Source organism: Vibrio sinus, assembly GCF_023634645.1.
In the GTDB taxonomy this organism is placed as follows: Bacteria; Pseudomonadota; Gammaproteobacteria; order Enterobacterales; family Vibrionaceae; genus Vibrio; species Vibrio sinus.
In genome coordinates, this window is record NZ_JAMKMR010000004.1 from 272,786 (window position 1) to 293,935 (window position 21,150).

At 44.2% G+C, this 21,150-nt stretch carries 18 protein-coding genes; 10 read left to right on the forward strand and 8 right to left on the reverse strand.

The window, feature by feature from the left end; all coding sequences use genetic code 11:
* Positions 1-44 precede the first annotated feature (44 nt).
* The 4 genes from M9194_RS06705 to mtnN form a co-directional block, all read right to left on the reverse strand.
* Positions 45-665, reverse strand: coding sequence for a trimeric intracellular cation channel family protein (locus M9194_RS06705; protein WP_250611846.1), 621 nt, complete (start codon positions 663-665; stop codon positions 45-47).
* A gap of 86 nt (positions 666-751) precedes the next feature.
* The gene (gene btuF, locus M9194_RS06710; protein ID WP_250611847.1) at positions 752-1,576 is read right to left on the reverse strand and encodes a vitamin B12 ABC transporter substrate-binding protein BtuF; all 825 of its coding nucleotides are present in this window, start codon (positions 1,574-1,576) and stop codon (positions 752-754) included.
* Positions 1,577-2,530, reverse strand: a complete 954-nt coding sequence (locus M9194_RS06715) for a cobalamin biosynthesis family protein (RefSeq protein WP_250611848.1) — start codon at positions 2,528-2,530, stop codon at positions 1,577-1,579.
* A 31-nt stretch (positions 2,531-2,561) separates the two neighbouring features.
* Entirely contained in the window at positions 2,562-3,260 is a 699-nt protein-coding gene (mtnN, locus tag M9194_RS06720; protein WP_250611849.1) for a 5'-methylthioadenosine/S-adenosylhomocysteine nucleosidase, read from the reverse strand.
* Between the two features lie 216 nt (positions 3,261-3,476).
* Here mtnN and M9194_RS06725 point away from each other — a divergent pair, with 216 nt between their 5' ends.
* The 5 genes from M9194_RS06725 (at position 3,477) to M9194_RS06745 (ending at position 9,420) form a co-directional block, all read left to right on the forward strand.
* Positions 3,477-4,646: an MFS transporter gene (locus M9194_RS06725; protein WP_250611850.1), complete on the forward strand. Its 1,170-nt coding sequence runs from the start codon at positions 3,477-3,479 to the stop codon at positions 4,644-4,646.
* 130 nt (positions 4,647-4,776) lie between these two features.
* Positions 4,777-5,046 carry a 30S ribosomal protein S15 gene (gene rpsO, locus M9194_RS06730; protein WP_250611851.1) on the forward strand — a complete coding sequence of 90 codons (270 nt, stop codon included), beginning with the start codon at positions 4,777-4,779 and terminating at the stop codon, positions 5,044-5,046.
* Between the two features lie 281 nt (positions 5,047-5,327).
* Positions 5,328-7,466: a polyribonucleotide nucleotidyltransferase gene (gene pnp, locus M9194_RS06735; protein WP_250611852.1), complete on the forward strand. Its 2,139-nt coding sequence runs from the start codon at positions 5,328-5,330 to the stop codon at positions 7,464-7,466.
* A gap of 169 nt (positions 7,467-7,635) precedes the next feature.
* Positions 7,636-8,535, forward strand: coding sequence for a lipoprotein NlpI (nlpI, locus tag M9194_RS06740; RefSeq protein ID WP_250611853.1), 900 nt, complete (start codon positions 7,636-7,638; stop codon positions 8,533-8,535).
* Positions 8,536-8,619: 84 nt separating this feature from the next.
* Entirely contained in the window at positions 8,620-9,420 is an 801-nt protein-coding gene (locus tag M9194_RS06745; RefSeq protein WP_250611854.1) for a class I SAM-dependent methyltransferase, read from the forward strand.
* 25 nt (positions 9,421-9,445) lie between these two features.
* Here M9194_RS06745 and M9194_RS06750 read toward each other — a convergent pair whose 3' ends face one another.
* Positions 9,446-11,521: an EAL domain-containing protein gene (locus tag M9194_RS06750; protein WP_250611855.1), complete on the reverse strand. Its 2,076-nt coding sequence runs from the start codon at positions 11,519-11,521 to the stop codon at positions 9,446-9,448.
* A gap of 271 nt (positions 11,522-11,792) precedes the next feature.
* Here M9194_RS06750 and M9194_RS06755 point away from each other — a divergent pair, with 271 nt between their 5' ends.
* From M9194_RS06755 to rimI, 3 genes are read left to right on the forward strand one after another with little or no spacing between them, the layout of a single operon-like run.
* Positions 11,793-12,296: a GNAT family N-acetyltransferase gene (locus tag M9194_RS06755; RefSeq protein WP_250611856.1), complete on the forward strand. Its 504-nt coding sequence runs from the start codon at positions 11,793-11,795 to the stop codon at positions 12,294-12,296.
* A gap of 36 nt (positions 12,297-12,332) precedes the next feature.
* Positions 12,333-12,749: a DNA polymerase III subunit psi gene (locus tag M9194_RS06760; RefSeq protein WP_250611857.1), complete on the forward strand. Its 417-nt coding sequence runs from the start codon at positions 12,333-12,335 to the stop codon at positions 12,747-12,749.
* Positions 12,739-13,188, forward strand: coding sequence for a ribosomal protein S18-alanine N-acetyltransferase (rimI, locus tag M9194_RS06765; protein WP_250611858.1), 450 nt, complete (start codon positions 12,739-12,741; stop codon positions 13,186-13,188). The genes M9194_RS06760 and rimI overlap by 11 nt, the downstream gene beginning before the upstream one ends.
* On the opposite strand, the gene M9194_RS06770 is transcribed toward rimI, so the two are convergent.
* Positions 13,185-15,254 (reverse strand): putative bifunctional diguanylate cyclase/phosphodiesterase, encoded by a 2,070-nt coding sequence (locus tag M9194_RS06770; RefSeq protein WP_250611859.1) that lies wholly within the window; start codon positions 15,252-15,254, stop codon positions 13,185-13,187. The two genes, rimI and M9194_RS06770, sit on opposite strands and share 4 nt — an antisense overlap.
* 329 nt (positions 15,255-15,583) lie before the next feature.
* On the opposite strand from M9194_RS06770, the gene prfC reads away from it, so the two are divergent.
* Positions 15,584-17,173: a peptide chain release factor 3 gene (prfC, locus tag M9194_RS06775; protein ID WP_250611860.1), complete on the forward strand. Its 1,590-nt coding sequence runs from the start codon at positions 15,584-15,586 to the stop codon at positions 17,171-17,173.
* An 85-nt stretch (positions 17,174-17,258) separates the two neighbouring features.
* Here prfC and srmB read toward each other — a convergent pair whose 3' ends face one another.
* Positions 17,259-18,485, reverse strand: coding sequence for an ATP-dependent RNA helicase SrmB (gene srmB / locus M9194_RS06780; protein ID WP_284676531.1), 1,227 nt, complete (start codon positions 18,483-18,485; stop codon positions 17,259-17,261).
* 129 nt (positions 18,486-18,614) lie between these two features.
* Positions 18,615-19,337: a tRNA1(Val) (adenine(37)-N6)-methyltransferase gene (locus M9194_RS06785; RefSeq protein WP_250611862.1), complete on the reverse strand. Its 723-nt coding sequence runs from the start codon at positions 19,335-19,337 to the stop codon at positions 18,615-18,617.
* A 446-nt stretch (positions 19,338-19,783) separates the two neighbouring features.
* Between M9194_RS06785 and brnQ the strand changes: the two genes are divergently transcribed.
* Positions 19,784-21,097, forward strand: a complete 1,314-nt coding sequence (gene brnQ / locus M9194_RS06790) for a branched-chain amino acid transport system II carrier protein (protein ID WP_250611863.1) — start codon at positions 19,784-19,786, stop codon at positions 21,095-21,097.
* Positions 21,098-21,150: the final 53 nt, after the last annotated feature.

Below are 21,150 nucleotides of genomic sequence, written 5' to 3' on the forward strand. Positions count from 1 at the left end.
CTCAGATAGAGTATGATCTCTTACCCCGAGTTGGGCTGTAGATGCTACTTATGGATAGCAAAGGTTGGCAGAGATAAGTGCCAACGAATTGCAGCGAGTCGAATCAGCAGCACCGAAAGAACACAGGAGAAAAACGCGCTCGAGTTACTAAAGCCTAACGACAATGCGCCAGTTTGGAATACACCACCAATGATACAAGCCGTGGCGTAGACTTCACTTCGCAATACCATCGGCACTTCTCGCGCGAGTACGTCCCGAATGATGCCACCACCGCAGCCAGTAATGACCCCCATAATGATCGCAATCAGCCCTGAGTGCTGATAGATAAGCGATTTTTCTACCCCGATAGCAACGAAAGCGGCTAAGCCTATTGCATCACAAACGGGCAGTACCCACCACGCAATGCGCTTGGGCCGGCGTACCAGCAACATGGTGAACAAACAGGTGACCAAAATCACCCAAATATAGGTGGTGTCTTTCACCCAGAATACTGGGGTAGCGCCTAACGATAGATCGCGAATAGTGCCGCCACCTATCGCCGTTACACTGCCTAATACAATGACACCAAAAGGGTCCATTTTTAACCTTCCTGCGAGCAATACGCCAGAAACAGCGAATATCGCAGTACCAAACAAATCAACGGTGTAAATTAACGGGGATTCCACAGTGATGTACTCTTATCTATCAAGGTTTTTAATCGGTGTATTGACCTGAATATCAAGCAATTGTACGCAGACTTTAGCGATTAAATCTACGATCTTTTTCTTACCAAATCCAAATCTTGGCACACCTGCTTAATGGCTTTTAACGTTCTCATTGTTGGGCGATTTAACCAATCGGGATTGATGCGCCAAATGTTGTCTTTTTTGGCGGCAGGGAAAACACTTTGCCATTGTTGCCACATTTGTTGGGTCAGAGAGGGATCTTGTGTGGTGAAAATCACTTGTGGTTTTGCCAACAGAACTTGCTCAATCCCAACTTGCGGATAAGGTGCTGGGCTATTGGCAAAAACGTTTTTACCGCCACAGAAGGAAAACACCTCGCTAGGCCAGCTACCTTTGGCAATAGTGATGATGGGCTTACTTGACAGTTGATAGAAATATTTCACGGGTTGTTGGGTTTGATATTGTTTGGCAAGCACTTTTAGTTGCTGGCGAAAGTTAATTGCGGCTTGCTCGCCTATTTTAGGGTCGCTACTGAATTGGCTGAGTTGGTCAATGGCTTTGGCGATGTCGTCTAACGAGTGAATATTGAGATCAACGACATGAACGCCAAGTTGTTTGAGTTTGTTCAGTTGTTTGCTTGGGTTGCCTGCAGGCCAAGCGATAACCAAGTCTGGCTTGAGCGCTACAATACGTTCGATATTGAGGCTTTGATAGTTCGCCACCCGCTCTATGTGTTTGGCTTGAGGGGGGTAGTCACTGTAATCGCTGACGCCGACAATGTTTTTTCCAAGTCCAGCAGAAAAAGCAAGCTCAGTTGCATGAGGAGATAAGGTGATAACACGTTTTGCTATTTCATGAGCGTAAGTGTGGCTGACAAGAAGGCTCAGCAGCAAAAGTAAGTAGCGTTTCATTTAAATGCCTTGGTAAATAATGCCTAGCGTAATGCTTTGCAATACTACCCAAGCCAGTGACCTCCATGCTAATAATTTTTGCACCTGTGATAAATGTATCGCCGCAGGAGCGATGCGACCGCCAACTTTGGCGCGGACACTTTTTCTTTTGTTGTACATCGCAGGACCACCCAGTGACAACTCCAGTTTTCCACCCACTGCAATTAATAACCAACCAGGACCAGGAAGGGGCCAAGAGGCCGATTGCATCCGAATCAGTTGCCAAGTTTTGATAAAACGACTCCCTATTGAGATCAAGGCAGCAAATATTCTTAGAGGGATAAAGTCCAACGTCGCTAATACAGCAATCGCTGGTGATCCAAAAGGGACAAATTCTTGCCTAGAAGGAGACCAAGCCCTAGCGAGTTCGGCAACCAGCCGATAAAAGAAAGCGCCAATCCCGCCTAAGAATGCATACCAGAATAAGACGCCAATGACGTTTCGTCCGTAGCCCATGATAAGCGTTTCAGTGCTGGCTTTGCCAAGCCCGAGCTGCGATAAAGTCGCGGTGTCGCGATTGACAAAGGGCTGCAGCGTGGCTTTCGCCGTTTCCTTATCGTTTTTTGCTAGCGCAGAGATAAGTTGATGAGCCAGTTTGTCGTTGTTTCTCCAATCGAGCGCGAGAATAAGCAGGGCGAGCTCAAAAAGGTGCGATTCCCAAACCAACGGCTGCAGAGCAATCAATACCGCCAAAGCGGGCAAACACATCAAAGCCCAGGCTAACGTGCCAGAAATTAAGCTTTGTGAATGGTTGGTATTGTTGTTGACCTTTTCTGCCAGCAGCTCGGCAAACTTGTGCCAAAGCGCAATAGGATGAGCGTTTTTAGGAATTGGTAGGATAAAGTTAAACAGCACCGCTCCCCACATGATAAGGAGGGTGCCATTGGAATAGATGTGTTTGAAAAAATCTTCCATGATTTCTTTGCTCTAGAGAGCTTAGTTCTTCCTAATTTTTTAGTAGTTCTACCATTTTAATCACCATTTCTGATGAGCTCTGTGCGGCTAGTGGCAAAAATTCTTCAAAGCTCATTGGTGATTCTTTGTCTGCGACATCTGAGATCGCGCGCACGACAACAAATGGGACCTTGAACTGATGACAAGTTTGAGCTATCGCTGAGGCTTCCATCTCAACAGCAATGACAGATGGGAAATGCTGGCGGATGTATTGTTGGCGCTCTGCTGAGCAAACAAAAGCGTCACCAGTACAGATCAAACCGCGTACGGCGTGCTTATCTTCCATTGCGGTAAGGGCTTGTTCTGCGATATTCATGAGTTTTTCATCGGCAACGAAGGCGGCGGGTTGTCCTGCCATTTGGCCCATTTCATAGCCAAATGCGGTGACGTCGGCATCGTGGTGACGCACTTCTGTCGAAATGACGACATCGCCAAGGTTGAGAGTGGAGTCAAAACCGCCAGCTGAACCTGTGTTGATGATGCAATCAGGCTGGTGCTCGTCAAGCAAAATAGTGGTACCAATGGCTGCGGCAACCTTACCAATACCAGACTGGAGCAATACCACTTCTAGGCCATTCAGTGTGCCGGAATAGAATGTGCAGCCTACTTTGTTCTCTTCTTTACAGTTTTCGATATTTTGCTTGAGAATGGTGACTTCTTGTTCCATCGCACCAATGATGCCAACTTTCATAATGACTCTCTATCTTGTTTGCAATAAATGTGGCGAAAGTGTACCACGTAAGCTTGATTGTCGGGACTGTTGTTTGGTGTAAGTCTGAAGTGAAACTGGCATCTAGGCAAGTAAGGTAGTATTGGCTTTTATTCGAAACTTTTGGTTATTGATAACTTTGCTTTGCAATGAATTCGGTACATTATACGTCTCGTCAGAATTGCTCTTGGAGGCGTAATGAGTTTACACACTCGCTTTTTGGTTTATTTTCCCATGCTGTTTATGGCGACCTTTTGGGGACTGATGAAAGTCGGCTTGCCCATTTTTCCATCCATGCCCAGTTTATTGAATACCTCTGAAGACACCGTGCGCTTTATTATCTCTTTATCATTCATTTTTGCCGGTCTCTTCCCTTTAATTTGGGGGCCTTTAATCGACAAAATGCAGATGAAGCGATTTATTGAGCTGGTGTGCGTCGTGGGAGTTGTGTCTCTTGTATTGGCGTCTATTGCTGGAAATATCGCTTTTTTTGGGGTGGTTTTTGTTATTGGTAGTGCTTTTGTCAGTGGTATGTCTGTATGCAGTCGAGCCTTTCCTGTTACGTTTCTCAAAGATGCTGAACAAATAAAGCATGCCTTATCTTTGACTTCGTTTGGTGGTTATTCAGCAGCGTTTTTGACACCATTGCTATCAGGTTGGGTCAGCACTTGGCTTGGTTGGCGAGCGGTGTTTGTTATTATCCCCATCTGGTTGGTGGTGATGTTTTTTCTGGTACGCAAACTGCCGGAGCAGTCGCAAAGTGCTCAAGCGTTAACTTTTAAACGTTCGCTTTTGCAGATGGGCGCGCACTTCAAAAACAGCGTGTTCCGAAAGACCTTAGTGGTTGTGATGTGCATGGCTGCGATCATCCAGAGCTACTACATTGCTGTGCCATTTTGGCTCACTCCGGTTTATCACATTCAACCGACGGAAGTGGCGTATTATCTTCTACCCACATTGTTACCTGGTATCATTTATCCGCCGTTTTCCAACTACATGATCAAAAAGCTAGGCGAGCGGTTTATACTAAACTCGGTTAAGGTGTGCTTTATATTGGCGGCTCTGAGTGCGTTTGCTTTGAGCCTTTTTAATAATACCATCAGCTGGTTATGGCTGCTGCCTGGCTTTCTCGCCACCTTGTATTCCGTTGCCTTAATTCCGATTCTGCTTTTTCATACCTTCAATACCATTGATGAAGGAAAAAGTAGTGCGTCGGGGTTAATTGGTGTGGCAACGTATGTGTCTGGCGGAATAGGGATGCTGATTACCGTGTACATCAATCTGGGCAACTTTTATTGGGAAGGGGTATTTATTTTGGTTGCCGCTTTGATTTCATTTTGGGCGCTCAAAGACGTGGTCCGTACTTAAATTGTCTTTTAAGCGGGATGAAATTAGCGGTTGATAAAACGACAGCGTTTTCTTATAATCCGCGCTTCGCGTAGCGGCTGAATCAGAGATTGGCTGCTACATTCTACTTTACTCTTATTAGGAGAGAACAATGTCTCTGAATGCAGAAACTAAAGCGGCTATCGTAGCTGACTACGCTCAATCTGAAGGCGATACAGGTTCACCAGAAGTTCAAGTTGCACTACTTACAGCTTCTATCAACCACCTTCAAGGTCACTTTAAAGAGCACAAAGGCGATCACCACAGCCGTCGTGGTTTGCTACGTATGGTATCTCGCCGTCGTAAGCTTCTTGACTACTTGAAAGGCAAAAACCTTTCTCGTTACCAAGATCTAATCAAACGTCTAGGCCTACGTCGCTAAGATCAGTTTGTTCGAAAAAGGGGCATTATGCCCCTTTTTTGTTATCTAGAGTTTACCAATCAAAAGGTATCTAGTTTATACTACGTCCGGCGAACGTCATCGTAAAAACGAGGGAATCGCTCATTTAAATACTTAAGGCATTGCAGTCACCGAAGTCGACCGGAAGGTCGCGGCTATTAAAAGTGAAATTTATACAATAGTGTGCTTTTACTAGTCGCGATTTGTAATGCTCTGAGTGGTAAGTCAATTATTCTAAGCAATGCTTAGAGCAAGGAAATATAATGTTTGAAAAACCAGTAGTTAAAACATTCCAGTACGGTAACCACACGGTTACTCTAGAAACTGGTGTCATCGCACGTCAAGCCACCGCTGCGGTAATGGTTACAATGGACGACACAGCAGTATTCGTATCTGTTGTTGGTAAAAAAGAAGCGGTAGAAGGTCAAGACTTCTTCCCACTAACAGTAAACTACCAAGAGCGTACATACGCAGCGGGTAAAATCCCAGGTGGTTTCTTTAAGCGTGAAGGTCGTCCTTCTGAAGGCGAAACTTTGATTGCACGTCTTATCGACCGTCCAATTCGTCCACTTTTCCCGGACGCGTTTAAAAATGAAGTACAAGTTATCGCGACAGTGGTATCTGTAAACCCAGACGTTCAGCCAGATATCCCAACAATGATTGGTACTTCTGCAGCGCTTGCAATTTCAGGTATTCCATTCAATGGCCCTATCGGTGCAGCTCGCGTTGGTCACATCGATGGTCAACTAGTACTTAACCCTAGCCAAACTGAGCTAGAGACCTCTCGTCTAGACCTAGTTGTAGCAGGTACTGAGTCAGCGGTATTGATGGTTGAGTCAGAAGCTGACAACCTAACTGAAGAAGAAATGCTTTCTGCTGTTGTATTTGGTCACGACCAGCAACAAGCTGTGATTAAAGCAATTAACGAGTTTGCTGCTGACGTTGCTACTCCTGCGTGGGATTGGACTGCTCCTGAAGAGAACTCTGCGCTTAACGCTAAGATTGCTGATCTAGCAGAAACTAAGCTTGTTGAAGCTTACAAAATCACTGAGAAAATGGCTCGTTACGACCGCATCCATGAGATTGCTGATGAAGTAAACGAAGCACTTCTCGCTGAAGATCCTGAAGCGAACACAAAAGAAATTCACACTATCTTCCATGATCTAGAGAAGACAGTTGTACGTCGCAGCATCATCGCTGGTAACCCACGTATTGATGGTCGTGAGAAAGACATGGTTCGCGCGCTAGACGTACGTACTGGCGTTCTACCTCGTACACATGGTTCGTCTCTATTTACTCGTGGTGAAACACAGGCTCTTGTGACTGCGACTCTAGGTACTCAACGTGATGCACAAATCATCGATGAGCTAACAGGTGAGCGTAAAGATCACTTCCTATTACACTACAACTTCCCTCCATACTGTGTAGGTGAAACTGGCTTTGTTGGTTCTCCTAAGCGTCGTGAAATCGGCCACGGTAAACTGGCTAAGCGTGGTATTGCTGCAGTAATGCCATCAGTAGATGAGTTCCCATACACAGTACGTGTTGTATCAGAAATCACAGAATCTAACGGTTCTTCTTCAATGGCTTCTGTATGTGGTACTTCTCTTGCGCTTATGGATGCAGGTGTACCAATTAAGTCTTCTGTAGCTGGTATCGCAATGGGTCTAGTGAAAGAAGGCGATGACTTTGTTGTTCTTTCTGACATCTTGGGTGATGAAGACCACCTAGGTGACATGGACTTTAAAGTAGCGGGTACTCACACTGGTATCACAGCGCTGCAAATGGATATCAAGATCGAAGGCATCACTAAAGAGATCATGCAAATTGCATTGAACCAAGCTCAGGGTGCTCGTAAGCACATCTTGTCTGTTATGGATCAAGCCATCTCTGGTGCTCGTGAAGATATCTCTGAGTTTGCGCCGCGTATTCACACTATGAAGATCAGCGCTGACAAGATCAAAGATGTGATTGGTAAAGGCGGTGCGGTAATTCGTGCGTTGACGGAAGAAACAGGCACGACTATCGAAATCGAAGATGATGGTACAGTTAAGATTGCAGCGACTGAAGGTACTGCAGCAAAAGCGGCTATCAAACGTATCGAAGAGATCACAGCAGAAGTTGAAGTTGGAACCATCTATACTGGTAAAGTGACCCGTATTGTTGATTTCGGTGCATTCGTTGCTGTTCTTGGCGGTAAAGAAGGTTTGGTACACATTTCTCAAATCGCGGATAAGCGTATTGAGAAAGTCTCTGACTACTTGAAAGAAGGCCAAGAAGTACAAGTTAAAGTACTGGAAATTGACCGTCAAAACCGTATTCGTTTAAGCATGAAAGAAGCGGTAGAAAAGCCAGAGACAGAAGTGGTAGCCGATGACAGCGCGGAAGGAAATGCAGAGTAATAATCTGTATTGACTTCACACGGCTTAGCAGGGGATTCCCCTTGCTAGATAAAAGCGTGTTATAAAAAAGGGAGCACTGCCGCTCCCTTTTTTAATGCGGATCATAAGGGAAAGACCCTAAGGCTGCGAAGCCTAGCAGCAGTTTTGCTGGCATACAGGAGTATTATTTGTGAAAAGGATTCGAACCGCTATATTGAGTGTGTTTTTGTTAGCACTAGTGAGTGGCTGTGCATCGCAAAACCAATGGCTTTATCCTCCCATGGCAATTCCTTTGCAAGTCAGTGCGAAGAAAGAAGTTCAAATTGCACAATTGACTCAGCTTATTCAGCGCCGAAACCTCGACGATAAAGTTCGAGCTAAAATGCTGTATGAAAGAGGCAGCTTTTACGACAGTGTCGGTTTGCGTTTGTTAGCTCGTCTGGATTTCGATCAATCGTTGGCGCTTGACCCTGCTCAGTCCGATGTTTATAACCTGCTTGGTGTGAATTTTACTGAAGAGCAGCAGTTTGATGATGCCTATGAAGCGTTTGATTCTGCTATTGAGCTCGATCCTAAAAACCTGTTTGCCATCCGAAATCGAGCTATCGCTTTGTATTATGGCGGTCGCTATGAACTGGCCTTAGAAGATCTACAAACACTTACCAAAGACGGCGAAGCTGATCCTTTCATCAGCCTTTGGCGCTACATCATCCAGTACGAAGTTGATCCCGCCCTTGCCAAAAAGACATTAACGGAAAGCTATGCATCTAAACGTCCGGGCTGGGGGTGGTTTTTGGTGGGTGTCATGCTCAATAAAGTCACCAATGAGCAAGCGCTAAAAGCTATTGTCACTACTTCAGCGGACAATGTGGTACTGGCTGAGCGCTTAACTGAAACGTATTTCTATATTGCCAAGCGTTACCAATTGATGGGCGATCTAAAAAGCGCATATACCCTGTATAAAATTGTCTTATCCTCCAATGTTTACGATTACATCGAGCATAAATACGCCTATATAGAGCTAGATAGGATTAAAAAAGAAGCCGCTCAGCTTCAGCAACATGAGGCGGATGAAGAGAAAGTTAATTAGCTCTAATTAGTGTTTTGAATCCAGTACTCTTTTGGTCGATGCGTATATAATATTTGTCTTTAATAACAATGATATGGCAAGTATATGTTAAGTGATTTACGTAAGAGTTACGATGTCAACTATGCTAAGAATGGTTTTATACAGTTTGATGCCGCAAGGACGTTGATTGAGTTTGTTAATACAACCAATGTTAATAAGGTACTCGATATTGGCTGTGGTTCTGGACTCGTGACCAAGCTACTGCATTCTTCATTAAAGCCGAAGATTCTGCATGCAATTGATCAGTCTGAGGTGATGATCGAGCAGGCGAAAAAGAACTGTCAGGTAGAAGGTGTTAGATTCGAAAATGTTGCAATAGAAAGCTATGAGAGCCAAGAAAAATATGACGCTATTATCTCAAACTCATCGTTTTTGTGGTTTTCCAACTTTGAATTAGCGCTTCGTAACATCAAGTGTGCTCTTGCCGATGAAGGAGAGTTTTATATTCAAACATCATATACCCATCGTTGGTGTCCGGAGTTTATTGATATTGTAGAGGAAATAAAAAGCCACAATGAAGATATAAGAGAAATGTTTTCTTATCATCAGTTTCCATGTTTTTATCTAGATAACGAACAAGAATACAGCAGCTTCTTTCATTCTCATGGCTTAGCTCTTCAGCGCTTTATGGCAAAAGACTTTGAATATGAATTGAGTGCAGAAGATGGACTAAAAGTATTTAACTCTGGCCCAATAAAGGCCTATGCCGATCCCAAATATTTTACAAAACAGGTAGACAAACAGTGTATGAGTAAGTTTTACGACTTAGTGGCTGAAAAAATATATGGGTATAGAAGCATTAAGATCACTTACCCAAGAGCTTTTATGTTGGTTAAGAAGTTATAGAGACGCGATGAGCCAATGGTTTTAGCTAACTTTCATTCCGCTTTTTCGTTTTAACACGCTGGTAGGTTTTACGTCTGTTCATATCAGCAAGAAACAGTTTTTCGACTTCGTGTTTAGGCTTTGGTGTATGGAAATAAAACCCTTGTAGCGAGTCACATTTCAATTTTTTTAATAGCTGCGCTTGTTGTTCGGTTTCTATGCCTTCTGCAACCACAGTGAGCTCTAAAGACTTTCCTAGATTTACAATGCTTTCCACCACAGTGAGTTGTTTAGGGAGTGATTCGATATCGGTAATAAAGGCCCGATCGATTTTTAACTCGTCGATAGGAAAGCGCGCTAGGTAGGACAGTGAGGAATATCCGGTGCCAAAATCATCGATGGATAAGGAAAAACCCAAGCTTTTTAGAGCATTCAACATTTTTAACGTGTCTAGGCTGTTGCGCATAATAGAGCTTTCGGTGAGCTCAAATGCGATACAGCTTGGATCGAGCTGGGTGCTGGTCAGCAGCTTTTCTACGTAGCCAACGAGTTGGGTATTGAGAAACTGCTCAGGTGATAGGTTGATTGCAATCTTACCAGGAAGAATATTCTGCACTTTCCATAACTTGACGCTACGAAATACCTCTCGCATTACAACCCGGCCGATGTTTTCAATTAACCCCGCGTTTTCTGCTACGGGGATAAACTCGCTAGGGCTGATATAGCCTTCGACGGGGTGTTTCCAGCGGATAAGCGCTTCGGCGCCCACAATGAGATAATTTTCACTACTGACTTTAGGTTGGTACCAGACTTCAAGGCCGTCGTGTTGCAGCGCTTTTTGCAGCTCGATTTCTATCCAAAGCCGTTTTCGCGCTTCTTTACCTATTTTTTCGTCAAACGCAACGAGCCGGTTGCGGCCGGCGTACTTAGCCTGATACATGGCGGAATTGGCATTTTGTAGCAATGAGTAGGTATTTTTTCCCCCGTCGGGGTAGCTGACACTACCGATAGAGCAAGTCAGCCTTTTATTGAAATAATGCAGATCAAAGGGCTGGTAAATAGCGAGCTTGATGGATTTTGCGTAGTTGGCAATGGCTTCTTCACTGTGCGCTTCTTTTACTATGATGCCAAATTCATCGCCACCAAGCCGACCGATGAGGGAAGTCGAGGGGAAAATATCTTTGAGCCTCTCAGCGACCTCTCTCAATACTAAGTCACCGATCTGATGGCCCAACGAATCATTGATGTTTTTGAAGTTATCTATGTCTAAATACAGCAGAATTAATGGCGAAGATTGATTAATGAGTTGCTCGGTACACTGTATAAAACCCATTCGGTTGTACAGCCCCGTAACGGAATCTCGATAAACATCGTGAGTGCATGTGCTAAGCATATCAGCACGGGGAGGGATTTCTTGCAAAAGGATAAGCTGCAAAGGAGCGCCATATAACTGGGCATTGCCAGAAAATAGTTGTATTCGTCGCTCTAACCCACAGGCTGGACTTGTGAAGCAACTGATCGGTTTCTCCTTGAGCAGGCCACCGATTGATTCTTTATAGGCTTCTTTGGTTTTCCCATCGATAAAAAGGTGCTCTAAATTTTCTCCTAATATTTCTTTGGGTGTGCTGAAACCTAGCAACTGTGCACAGGCATCATTGGCTGAAATAATGGCACTGTCTTCTACCAGCATCACACCAAAGGGAATCAGACGGGTGAGCGTTGAATATTTGTCTTCAGACTCGCGAACACTTTCGATAAGTCGATGTTTTTCGGTGACATCAATGGCTTGAAAAGCAATGTGAGCACCAACAGAGGATACGGTGATAGGATAAACGAATACGTGTAGGGTTGTTTCTCTCCCTTGCGATAACAATGAAACTTCGGTTTCGAGCATTTCTCCAGCTAATGCCTGTTGGTATAGCAGAGCAAGTGTCTGAAATGTTGATTCACCAAAGACAAGCTCATCATTTTTCCCTATCAGCTGGGCAGCCGCCATACCCGATATGTCTTGATACCGCTTATTGACGGCCGTATATCGGTATTGATTATCCAATATAGCGAAAAAAAATGGGCTATCTTGGGTAATAGCCTGAAACCAACCTTGTATTTCTGACGGCAGCATGTCGTAGTTAAATGTCCCTTTTAATTTAACTATAACTTACCAGTGCCAATTCTAAAGTGAGCGAAGCCGCTCTTTCACAATGAATTGAGATACATGGCAGCATATCTCATTTTGGCTGGGGCAGGAGAGTCAAAATGGAGTGAACAAGGAAGGCCCAATGGATAGGTTAGAAATAGGAGCCGCTTTGTGCTATTAAAAATCTTAATAAATGCGCTAGCAGAATTTGTGTCAAAGGGCTTACAATTGTCGCATAGACAAAATGAGGTAAGCCATGCTAATTCGAGCCGAGTCGCCAGCTGATATATTGGCGATTGATAGACTACTTAAGTCCACCTTTGATACAGATGCAGAAGCCAACTTGGTTATGAAGTTACGAGAGAACGGCCATTTGACCCTTTCTCTGGTTGCCAGTACCGACGATGGTGAAGTCATCGGTCACGCTATGTTTAGCCCTGTTACCGTGCAAGGCCAGGATATCGGATGGCAAGGGCTTGCACCTGTTGCTGTAGATGAGTCTTATCGTAAACAAGGTCTTGCTAGCCAACTCATTAGAGAGGGCTTTTCTTCGTTAGTGGAATTTGGTTACCCTGCTTGCGTGGTAGTGGGCGACCCTGCTTTCTACTCCAGATTTGGCTTCGAGTCGGTTGAAAAACATGGCTTTACTAGCCAGTGGCAGCTACCCGATGGGATTTTTCAAATTGCAGGTCTTGTCGATGGAGTGCTTGAAGGCTATGACGGTTTGATAGAGTATTGCCCAGAGTTTTCTGAACTTTGATATACCTAAGTTACTTTAGATGTAGGATTCAGAACTATGAAAGACAGCAGTAACGCGGTACGTAATAGTGGCTACTTAAAGGAAATGGGTATTTCTGAGTGGCAACTTGATAAGCCTCAGCTAATGAAGGGCATTAATGTCGAGCTTGCCTCGTTACCCGATGGCTGCCAGCTGTTGCTAGTATCACCTGATCTGCCTAACGGTGAGGTTGCCCATATGTTTGAGAAGGTGCTGAAAAGTATGAACCTTTCTTTGGACCAATCTCGGCATATTTTTCCGCATCAACTCAATAGCTTTAACTTAGAAGCGTTGCAATGGATATGGTTTGCTGGATGTCCGTTAGTTGATGAGGTAGTGACAAAGGTGCTATGTTCGCCAGCACTGAATGACATTAACAACAACCCAGCTCATAAACGCCAACTTTGGCAGCAAATTTGTTCTTATGAATCATAACCTTAAACTGGTTCCTTTACAGGAGCCTCATCTAAATCGTGTCTTTGATATCGAGCAAAAAGCTCACTCTCACCCTTGGTCTAAATCTTTACTGTTTAACCTCGATTCTCGAGGGGCGTTTCACCATGCGCTGCTCAAAGATGACAGGCTTATCGGTTACTTTTATGCACAGAACATTGTAGGTGAGGTGACTTTGCTCAATGTAGCAATCGATCCAAACCAGCAAGGGAGTGGGTGTGGTAAATGGTTAATCGAGCACTTTCTTGAATTATGTATGGCGAATGGTGCGGAGAGCGTGTGGTTGGAAGTCAGGGAAAGTAATCATCGCGCATATGGCTTGTATTTGGATATGGGCTTTAATGAAGTGGATAGGCGAGTGGACTATTATCCGACGGCTAACGGCAAGGAAGACGCCATTATTATGAGTTACATGCTTTAGAGTTGACTGCGTAAGTGGTTTTGATTTGAGTTATCGTATTTTTCTGGTGTGATGTCATACTGGTTTTTTGCAAAGCTTTGTAATAAATCACTGACTTCCAAAGGCTTATCAAACAAATAACCCTGAAATTGGGTGCAACCCAAATCTAGCAGCGCATGCAACTCAAAGGCATCTTCGACCCCTTCAGCAATGACTTCTAGGCTAAGGCGTCTAGCGGTCATTATGATGGTATCGACAATCGCTTGGTCGTTTTCATCCAAATGTAATTGGGTGACGAAAGAGCGGTCAATCTTAAGGACATCGACCGCAAGGTGTTTAAGATAACGTAGTGAAGAATAACCAGTACCAAAATCATCAATTGATATTTTAAGATGGTGCTCTTTCAGCTGGGCCATTTTTTGTACTGCCCCTTCAACGTTCTCCAGCAATAAGCTTTCCGTGATCTCGAGTTCTATGTGATCGCCTGTGATTCCTGATTGAGACAGTGTGTGAGTGATGTGCTCGACAAATGAGTCTTGTGAAAATTGCAGTGGGCTGATGTTGATCGCCAGTCGTTCAAACGTGTCCGGAAGTACGCCGTCTCTTTGCCACTGCGCGTATTGGTAGCAGGCTTTTTCAATGATCCAATCGCCAATTTGAAGTATTTGGCCTGTTTCTTCAGCAATGGGCATAAAGACGCCAGGAGGCAACACACCTTTCTCAGGATGATTCCAACGGATGAGCGCCTCAACACCGACGATCTGTTGATTGGCATTGACTTGAGGCTGATAGTAAAGCTCTAGCTGCTCATTACCTATGGCTTCATGTAACCCTTTTTCGATCTCGAGGAATGATTCAACCTGAGCCTGCATTTCGGGCTCGTAAAACATGTAGTTATTTCTGCCTGAGACTTTTGCTCTGTACAGCGCAGTATCGGCTTGTCGCAGCACATCAATATTCGTGTTACCAACGGAAGGGAAAACGGATATACCAATACTGACAGTGCAATACAGCTGATGATCATCGATAGAATAAGGATTAGATATCAAGGCCAGTAGCTGTTTTGCCACATCGTCTGCTTTGTTAAGTGGAAGGTAAGGAATCAAAATAGCAAACTCATCGCCGCCAATGCGCGCAGCGAAGTAATCGTTCTTCAACCAGGCTTTCATCCTCATTGAAATGGCTTTGATTAAATTGTCGCCAATATTATGGCCTAATGAGTCGTTAATGGTTTTGAATCTATCCAAGTCTAGGTAAAACAACGCACCAGTGGCTCTAGACTTATTTGCTTTATCGATGGTTTGACCTAAGGTTTGGAGGAGCAAGCTTCGATTTGCCAGTCCGGTAAGAGAGTCGTAGTAGGCTAACTGATTGAGTTTATATTCGGCAGCTTCACGAGATTTCCATAATGAATGAAACGTTTCTGCCAGCTTGCCCAACTCATTTTGCAAGTCTTGTGTAGGAGGTGGGGGGATGTCTTTCTTGCTTTCAAGAGAGCGAACCCAACTAATCAGTGTCACAAGAGGCTTAGATAATTTGAAATAGAAAAACGCCAGCAAAATTGAGGTCAAAATGATGTTTCTAAGCAAATCAAACAGGATGATTTGACTGGTTTTGCTAATGAAGTCTTTGGCAATGTTACTGCCATCAACAGAAAAGGTCAGCTTTCCAACTACAATATTGGAATTGGGCTGGTGCAACTCAGTGGTATACACGGGAGTGGTTGGGGTGAGAAACCTCGACAGCGCTTGAATAAACGAATTGTGTTGCGAGATGTCCTTTTGTTGCTCGCTCAGCACATCGCCAAAATCGTCAGCAATTTTCACTTTGTAAATCGCTGGATCGGTCATTAGGCTGGTGGCTACTTGTTTGGCTAGCAAGTGATTTAGGTGATAGGCCGCTTGGCTGGCGTTAGAGTAGTTTTGTAGTAGCTTAAAACGGTATTCTTCTGACACCCTTTGCTGCTCTTGGTGCAGGTCGACCAAGATATGATAAAAGCTAAAACATAAGCCTAGTATGACAGACACTAGAAATACTGTTTTAGCTTGTTTAAAGGCTAAAGAATTGATCCGTTTAATTTTTGGCATATTTTATTAACAATATCACTACTCTATTATTTATAGTTCAAAATTGCTTAGTATTGATAAAAATGCTTGAAAACTCTTACCCTTCCCTAGGGAGTAAATCTAGCTTACCACTTTTATTAGTCTGCTGAGTAAATATTCAGAATAAAGAGCAAATTAGTGGACAATTTCGCAGTTTGGGGCAGGAGAAGGGCTTGAACTCGACTTGTACAGAGCGCGTAGATCATAGAAAATAGCCAGCAAATATAAAATTCATTTGGATAATGTGATGTAAGTATCGGTTATGAACGCCTTAGTACACCCTAAATCCATAAATTTGAAAGAACTTAAAAATGGCTGACCAAAACTTTTTAGGCGAAGTATCCAAGAGACGTACTTTCGCCATTATTTCTCACCCGGATGCGGGTAAAACCACCATTACAGAAAAAGTCCTGTTGTTTGGACGCGCGATTCAATCGGCTGGTACTGTAAAAGGCCGTGGCTCTAGCCAACATGCCAAATCCGACTGGATGGAGATGGAAAAAGAGCGGGGAATCTCGGTCACCACATCGGTGATGCAATTTCCTTATAACGAATGTTTAGTTAACCTACTTGATACTCCTGGGCACGAAGATTTCTCCGAAGATACCTATCGTACCCTAACGGCAGTTGACTCTTGTTTGATGGTTATTGATGCCGCGAAAGGGGTTGAGGACCGAACTCGTAAGCTGATGGAAGTGACACGTTTACGTGATACACCAATTGTCACGTTTATGAACAAACTGGACCGAGATATCCGTGACCCGATGGAGCTGCTTGATGAAGTTGAAAGCGAGCTGAATATCGCTTGCGCGCCAGTATCTTGGCCGATTGGCTGTGGCAAAGAGTTCAAAGGTGTTTACCATATTCACCGAGATGAGACGATACTCTATACCACAGGACAAGGTCATACGATTCAAGAAGAAACTATCATCAAGGGTTTAGACAACAAAGAGCTTGATGCGGCAGTGGGCGAAGAGCTTGCGGAGCAGTTAAGAGAAGAGCTCGAGTTGGTCGTCGGTGCCTCTCATGAGTTTGATCAGGAACTGTTCTTAAAAGGAGAATTGACGCCTGTGTTCTTTGGTACGGCATTAGGTAACTTTGGTGTTGACCATATGTTGGACGGTCTTACTCAATGGGCTCCTGAGCCACAAACTCGTCAAGCGAATGAACGTGAGGTGGAAGCGACAGAAGAGAAATTCTCTGGCTTCGTGTTTAAAATTCAGGCCAACATGGATCCTAAACACCGTGACCGAATCGCTTTCATGCGTATTGTGTCGGGAACCTACAAGCAAGGCATGAAGATGAACCATGTCCGCTTAGGCAAACAAGTCAATATCTCGGACGCGGTGACCTTTATGGCAGGGGATCGTGCACGTGCTGAAAACGCGCATGCGGGTGATATCATAGGCTTGCACAACCATGGCACCATTCAGATTGGCGATACCTTTACCCAGGGAGAGTCACTGAAGTTCTCTGGTATCCCTAACTTTGCGCCTGAGCTGTTTCGGCGTATTCGTTTGCGAGATCCACTTAAGCAAAAGCAGCTACTGAAAGGTCTAGTACAGCTTTCTGAAGAAGGTGCGGTTCAAGTATTTCGACCGCTACAGAACAACGATCTGATCGTAGGTGCTGTAGGTGTGCTTCAGTTTGATGTGGTAGTGGCTCGCTTAAAGTCTGAGTACAATGTGGAAGCGATATACGAAAGCGTGAATGTCGCGACGGCCCGTTGGGTTGAGTGTGATGATGACAAGAAGCTGGAAGAGTTCAAACGCAAGAACCAAACTAACCTAGCGTTGGATGGTGGCGATAACTTATCGTACGTTGCGCCAACGATGGTGAATCTCAACTTAGCCCAAGAGCGTTTCCCTGATGTTCAATTTAGAGCGACTCGTGAGCACTAATTTGATATCGGTTTAACTCAGCTCAAAACAACAAAACAGCCATCTCGGCTGTTTTGTTGTTTTAGAAACCACGTTTCTCGAAGCATTATTTGGCTTTTTTCTTAGTCGTGGTTTTCTTTTTCGCTTTCTTATCTGCGCTCTTCTTTTTCTTCTTTTTGAATGTCGGCTTTTTGTGTTGCGGACGCAGCTCTTTAATAAAGCGCTCTTTAATGTCTTCTTTCACGTAACGTGAAACTCGGTCTAGCATAGGTTGATCATGAGCCTCAACCAATGAGATGGCGTTGCCTTTTTTTCCAGCTCGCGCGGTTCTGCCGATACGATGCAAATAGACATCTGCGGAGCGTGGCATATCGAAGTTAATGACGTGACTGATATCGGGTAAATCTATGCCTCGAGCCGCGACATCTGTCGCTAATAATACATTGACGGTGCCGTCACGAAAGCGACTAATGGCGTTATTTCTTCGGTCTTGAGGCATTTCACCTTGTATCCAAGAGCAAGGGATTTGCGCTTTTTCTAATTCGCCACGTAAATCAGCTAAGCGCTCACGCGTTTTTAAAAAAATGATGCTTCGCTGTGCTTGTTCCGTAAGGATATTTTTCAGTAACGCGAGTTTGTGCTCCATTGAGTCTGCACGGTGATACCACTGGGCGATTTTTTTACGCTCTCTTCGTGGTGGCTCGACATCAATATTCGCTGGGTCATTTAATAGATCTTCGGTAAACCCTTCTACCCCTTTTCCTTCTAAAGTGGCTGAAAATAACAGGGTTTGCTTGCGCCAGCGGCACTCAGCTGAGAGCCTATCGACAACAGGGCCAAAGCCCATATCGAGCATGCGATCCGCCTCATCAAGGATGAGCCATTCGATGGCACGACAGTCAAATCGCTCCGCCTCGATGTATTCAAGCAGGCGTCCTGGTGTGGCGACCACAATATCTTGCGTGGTCGATAAGATATCCGCATGCTCTTGGTATTGAACACCACCAGTAATAGTAAAAACATTTAAGCGAGTATATTTTGCCAACTGTCTCGCTTGCTCAGCGACTTGCATCGCCAACTCACGTGTTGGCGTAAGTATGAGTATTCGAGCTGGTCCTGCTTTTTTGCGAGGAAAGTCGAGCAGGTATTGCAGGGCTGGTAGAGCAAAAGCGGCGGTTTTCCCTGTTCCTGTTGGTGCGGCTGCTAATACATCCCTACCATCCAAGGCTTGTGGAATTGCTTGAGCTTGTATTTGAGTTGGGCGCTGATAATCCATTTCTTCAATCGCATTGAGAAGAATAGGATCAAGCTCTAGCTCCGCAAAAGATGTCATCACTAGGAATCTCCACTAGGTTAGGGTCTGTCGACATTGAGGGGTAATTTTAAGGTCGCGTATTATATACCCAAATGACTTCAAGATACTAATAAAGGCAAATCTCGAAGGAATTTCGCTATAAACACTTTACATTTTAAGGTAAAAGTCTTTTGTTAGTGCAACAAAATCCACGCTGTAGCCATGTTTGTCTCTTATTGTTAAATGCTGATATTGGCATTCGTTTGGTTGTACACTTAGCTCAAACATCAATCTGTGAACGGGCTTGTTTTCATTTGGTTTTACCTCGCACAATCGGCTGAGATACCAGCCTTCATTTTCAGCAAGTTGAATACACTGTTTACCTTCTTCTGTTGGCAATATAAAACTTGCTCGGCCATGTTTGGAGAGAACTTTTTTGCAATGATGAATCAATACTATGTGGGAAAGTTTGCTGGTGTGTCTGGCTGAGGCCCGTTGCAGATTATTCGATGAAACGCCAGTGTTAAAGTAAGGCGGGTTGCAAATAATTCGATCGAACATTTGTTTGGGAAGAAAAGTGACAAAATCTTGCTGTAAGACCTGGATGCGATTATGCCAAGGGGAGCGTGTAACATTCTGCGTCGCAGCGTTGTAGGCGGTTGGCTCGACATCGATGGCAATGATATCGATGTCATGTTGGCGCTGCGCGCACATTAAAGCAAGTAGACCTGTCCCTGTACCAATATCGAGTAGTCTGCCTTTGTCCACTAAGTGGGCCCAAGCGCCAAGCAGTACGCCGTCTGTACTCACTGGCATGCCAGCTTGAGCAATTTCAATGGAAAATTGTTTGAATTGAAATGGGCGGCTGGTTTTTTTGAGATCTTGAGGCATAAGCTGTTTTATATGTATCTAGTAAAAAAGTATATCTGCAGTGAAAATCACCATTGTAGCTGTAATGAATGGATACTTACACTGACCATCTTATCCTTATTTCTTAGGGACTATTAACGGTAAAGACTGGGTTTTGCAGAAATTATAGTGTTTAAATCTATTATTTTGTACTTTAAGTAATCAAATGTAGCGTTTTTAGCTTTCGTCTTGCTATTCGTACACTGTTTGGTCATTATGCGCATCTTGAAATTTAATAGAGCGGAAGTTTTAAATACTCGCCTATTGCAATAGTGTTGATACGTCAACTCACACCTTACGTTGATTGGGTATGTTTACACAGTTTGCCATTTCAATTCTTAACCCTCTTTAGTCATTGAAATCACGCATTAGCGAGCCGTTGGGCGTGGTTGACTAAAGTATAAAGCATAATGATACAAGGTTTCACAGTGAATCAGACGTTAAAATTTACGGACATAATCGCGGTCGGCTTTACGCTGTTTGCGTTCTTTTTAGGAGCAGGGAATATCATCTTTCCCCCATTGGCGGGCCAATTAGCAGGGGAACATATCCTACCTGCAATGCTTGGATTTTTATTGACGGCAGTCGGACTGCCTTTGATGACCATTGTCGCCATTGCAGTATCCGGTGGTTCGTGGGAGCATTTGACAAGAGATTTGCCTAAACGCATTTCCGTGGTTATGGCCGTGCTGATTTTCGTCATTATCGGTCCTGCGTTTGCTGCGCCAAGAACTGGATTAGTAGCTTATGAAATGGGTGTGAAGCCGTTCTTCGCTCATCCTACGCAAATGTATTTGACGATTTTTTCTATCGTATTTTTTGCAATAGCCATGTTCCTATCATGGTCTCAGGGCAAACTCATTGATGCGATCGGCAAAGTATTAACGCCGATTTTGGTGCTGGGTTTGTTGGCTTTAGGTTTGGCCGTCTTTATTGACCCGCAAGGGGAAATTCTAGCCGCTCATGCTCAATACATTACTGAGCCTCTGACGAAAGGTTTCTTAGAAGGCTACAACACCATGGATACCTTAGGCGCGCTAATGTTTGGCATGCTGATGGTGGATACGTTGCGTTGCCGTGGAATAACCGAACCAAAAGCAACAACTAAATACCTTATCCGTGCAGCGCTTATTGCCGCGGGCGGGTTGGCGTTTGTGTATGTTTCACTATTCTATCTAGGTGCGACAAGCTCATCAGTAGCGGCAGGAGCGGATAATGGTGGCACAGTATTGAGCCTTTATGTTCAGTCTTTGTTTGGCCCTTATGGTCAGCTAGCTCTGTCTCTAATTGTTCTGTTAGCCTGTTTAACCACGTCTATTGGTCTCATTTCTTCATGCTCTGATTATTTTAGTACCTTAACGTCGATTTCATATAAGGCATGGGTTGTGATTGTGGGCGTTGTGTGTGCAGTGGTGGCCAATATTGGTCTCGCACAACTTATTTCACTATCTGTACCTGTGCTTTATGCCCTTTACCCTGTGGCAATCGTCTTGGTGGTGCTTACGTTTATACGTAAGAAGTTACCAAACCCACAGGCATCTTATCGAGTGGCACTGTTGGTTTCTTTTATATTCTCGTTGTTGGATGCGATGAAAGCTGCAGGTGTCGATGTGTCGGCGTTTAAATTTATCCCACTGTTTGATATTGGCATGGGCTGGGCGCTGCCGTCAGTGATTGCGATTTTCTTGATGTTCTTTGTACGTGGCTCAGCACAAGAGATGCAAGAAGCCGAACAAATGTAAGCTTTCTAGCAGAAATAAAAAACCGAAGCATTTACCTGCTTCGGTTTTTTTGT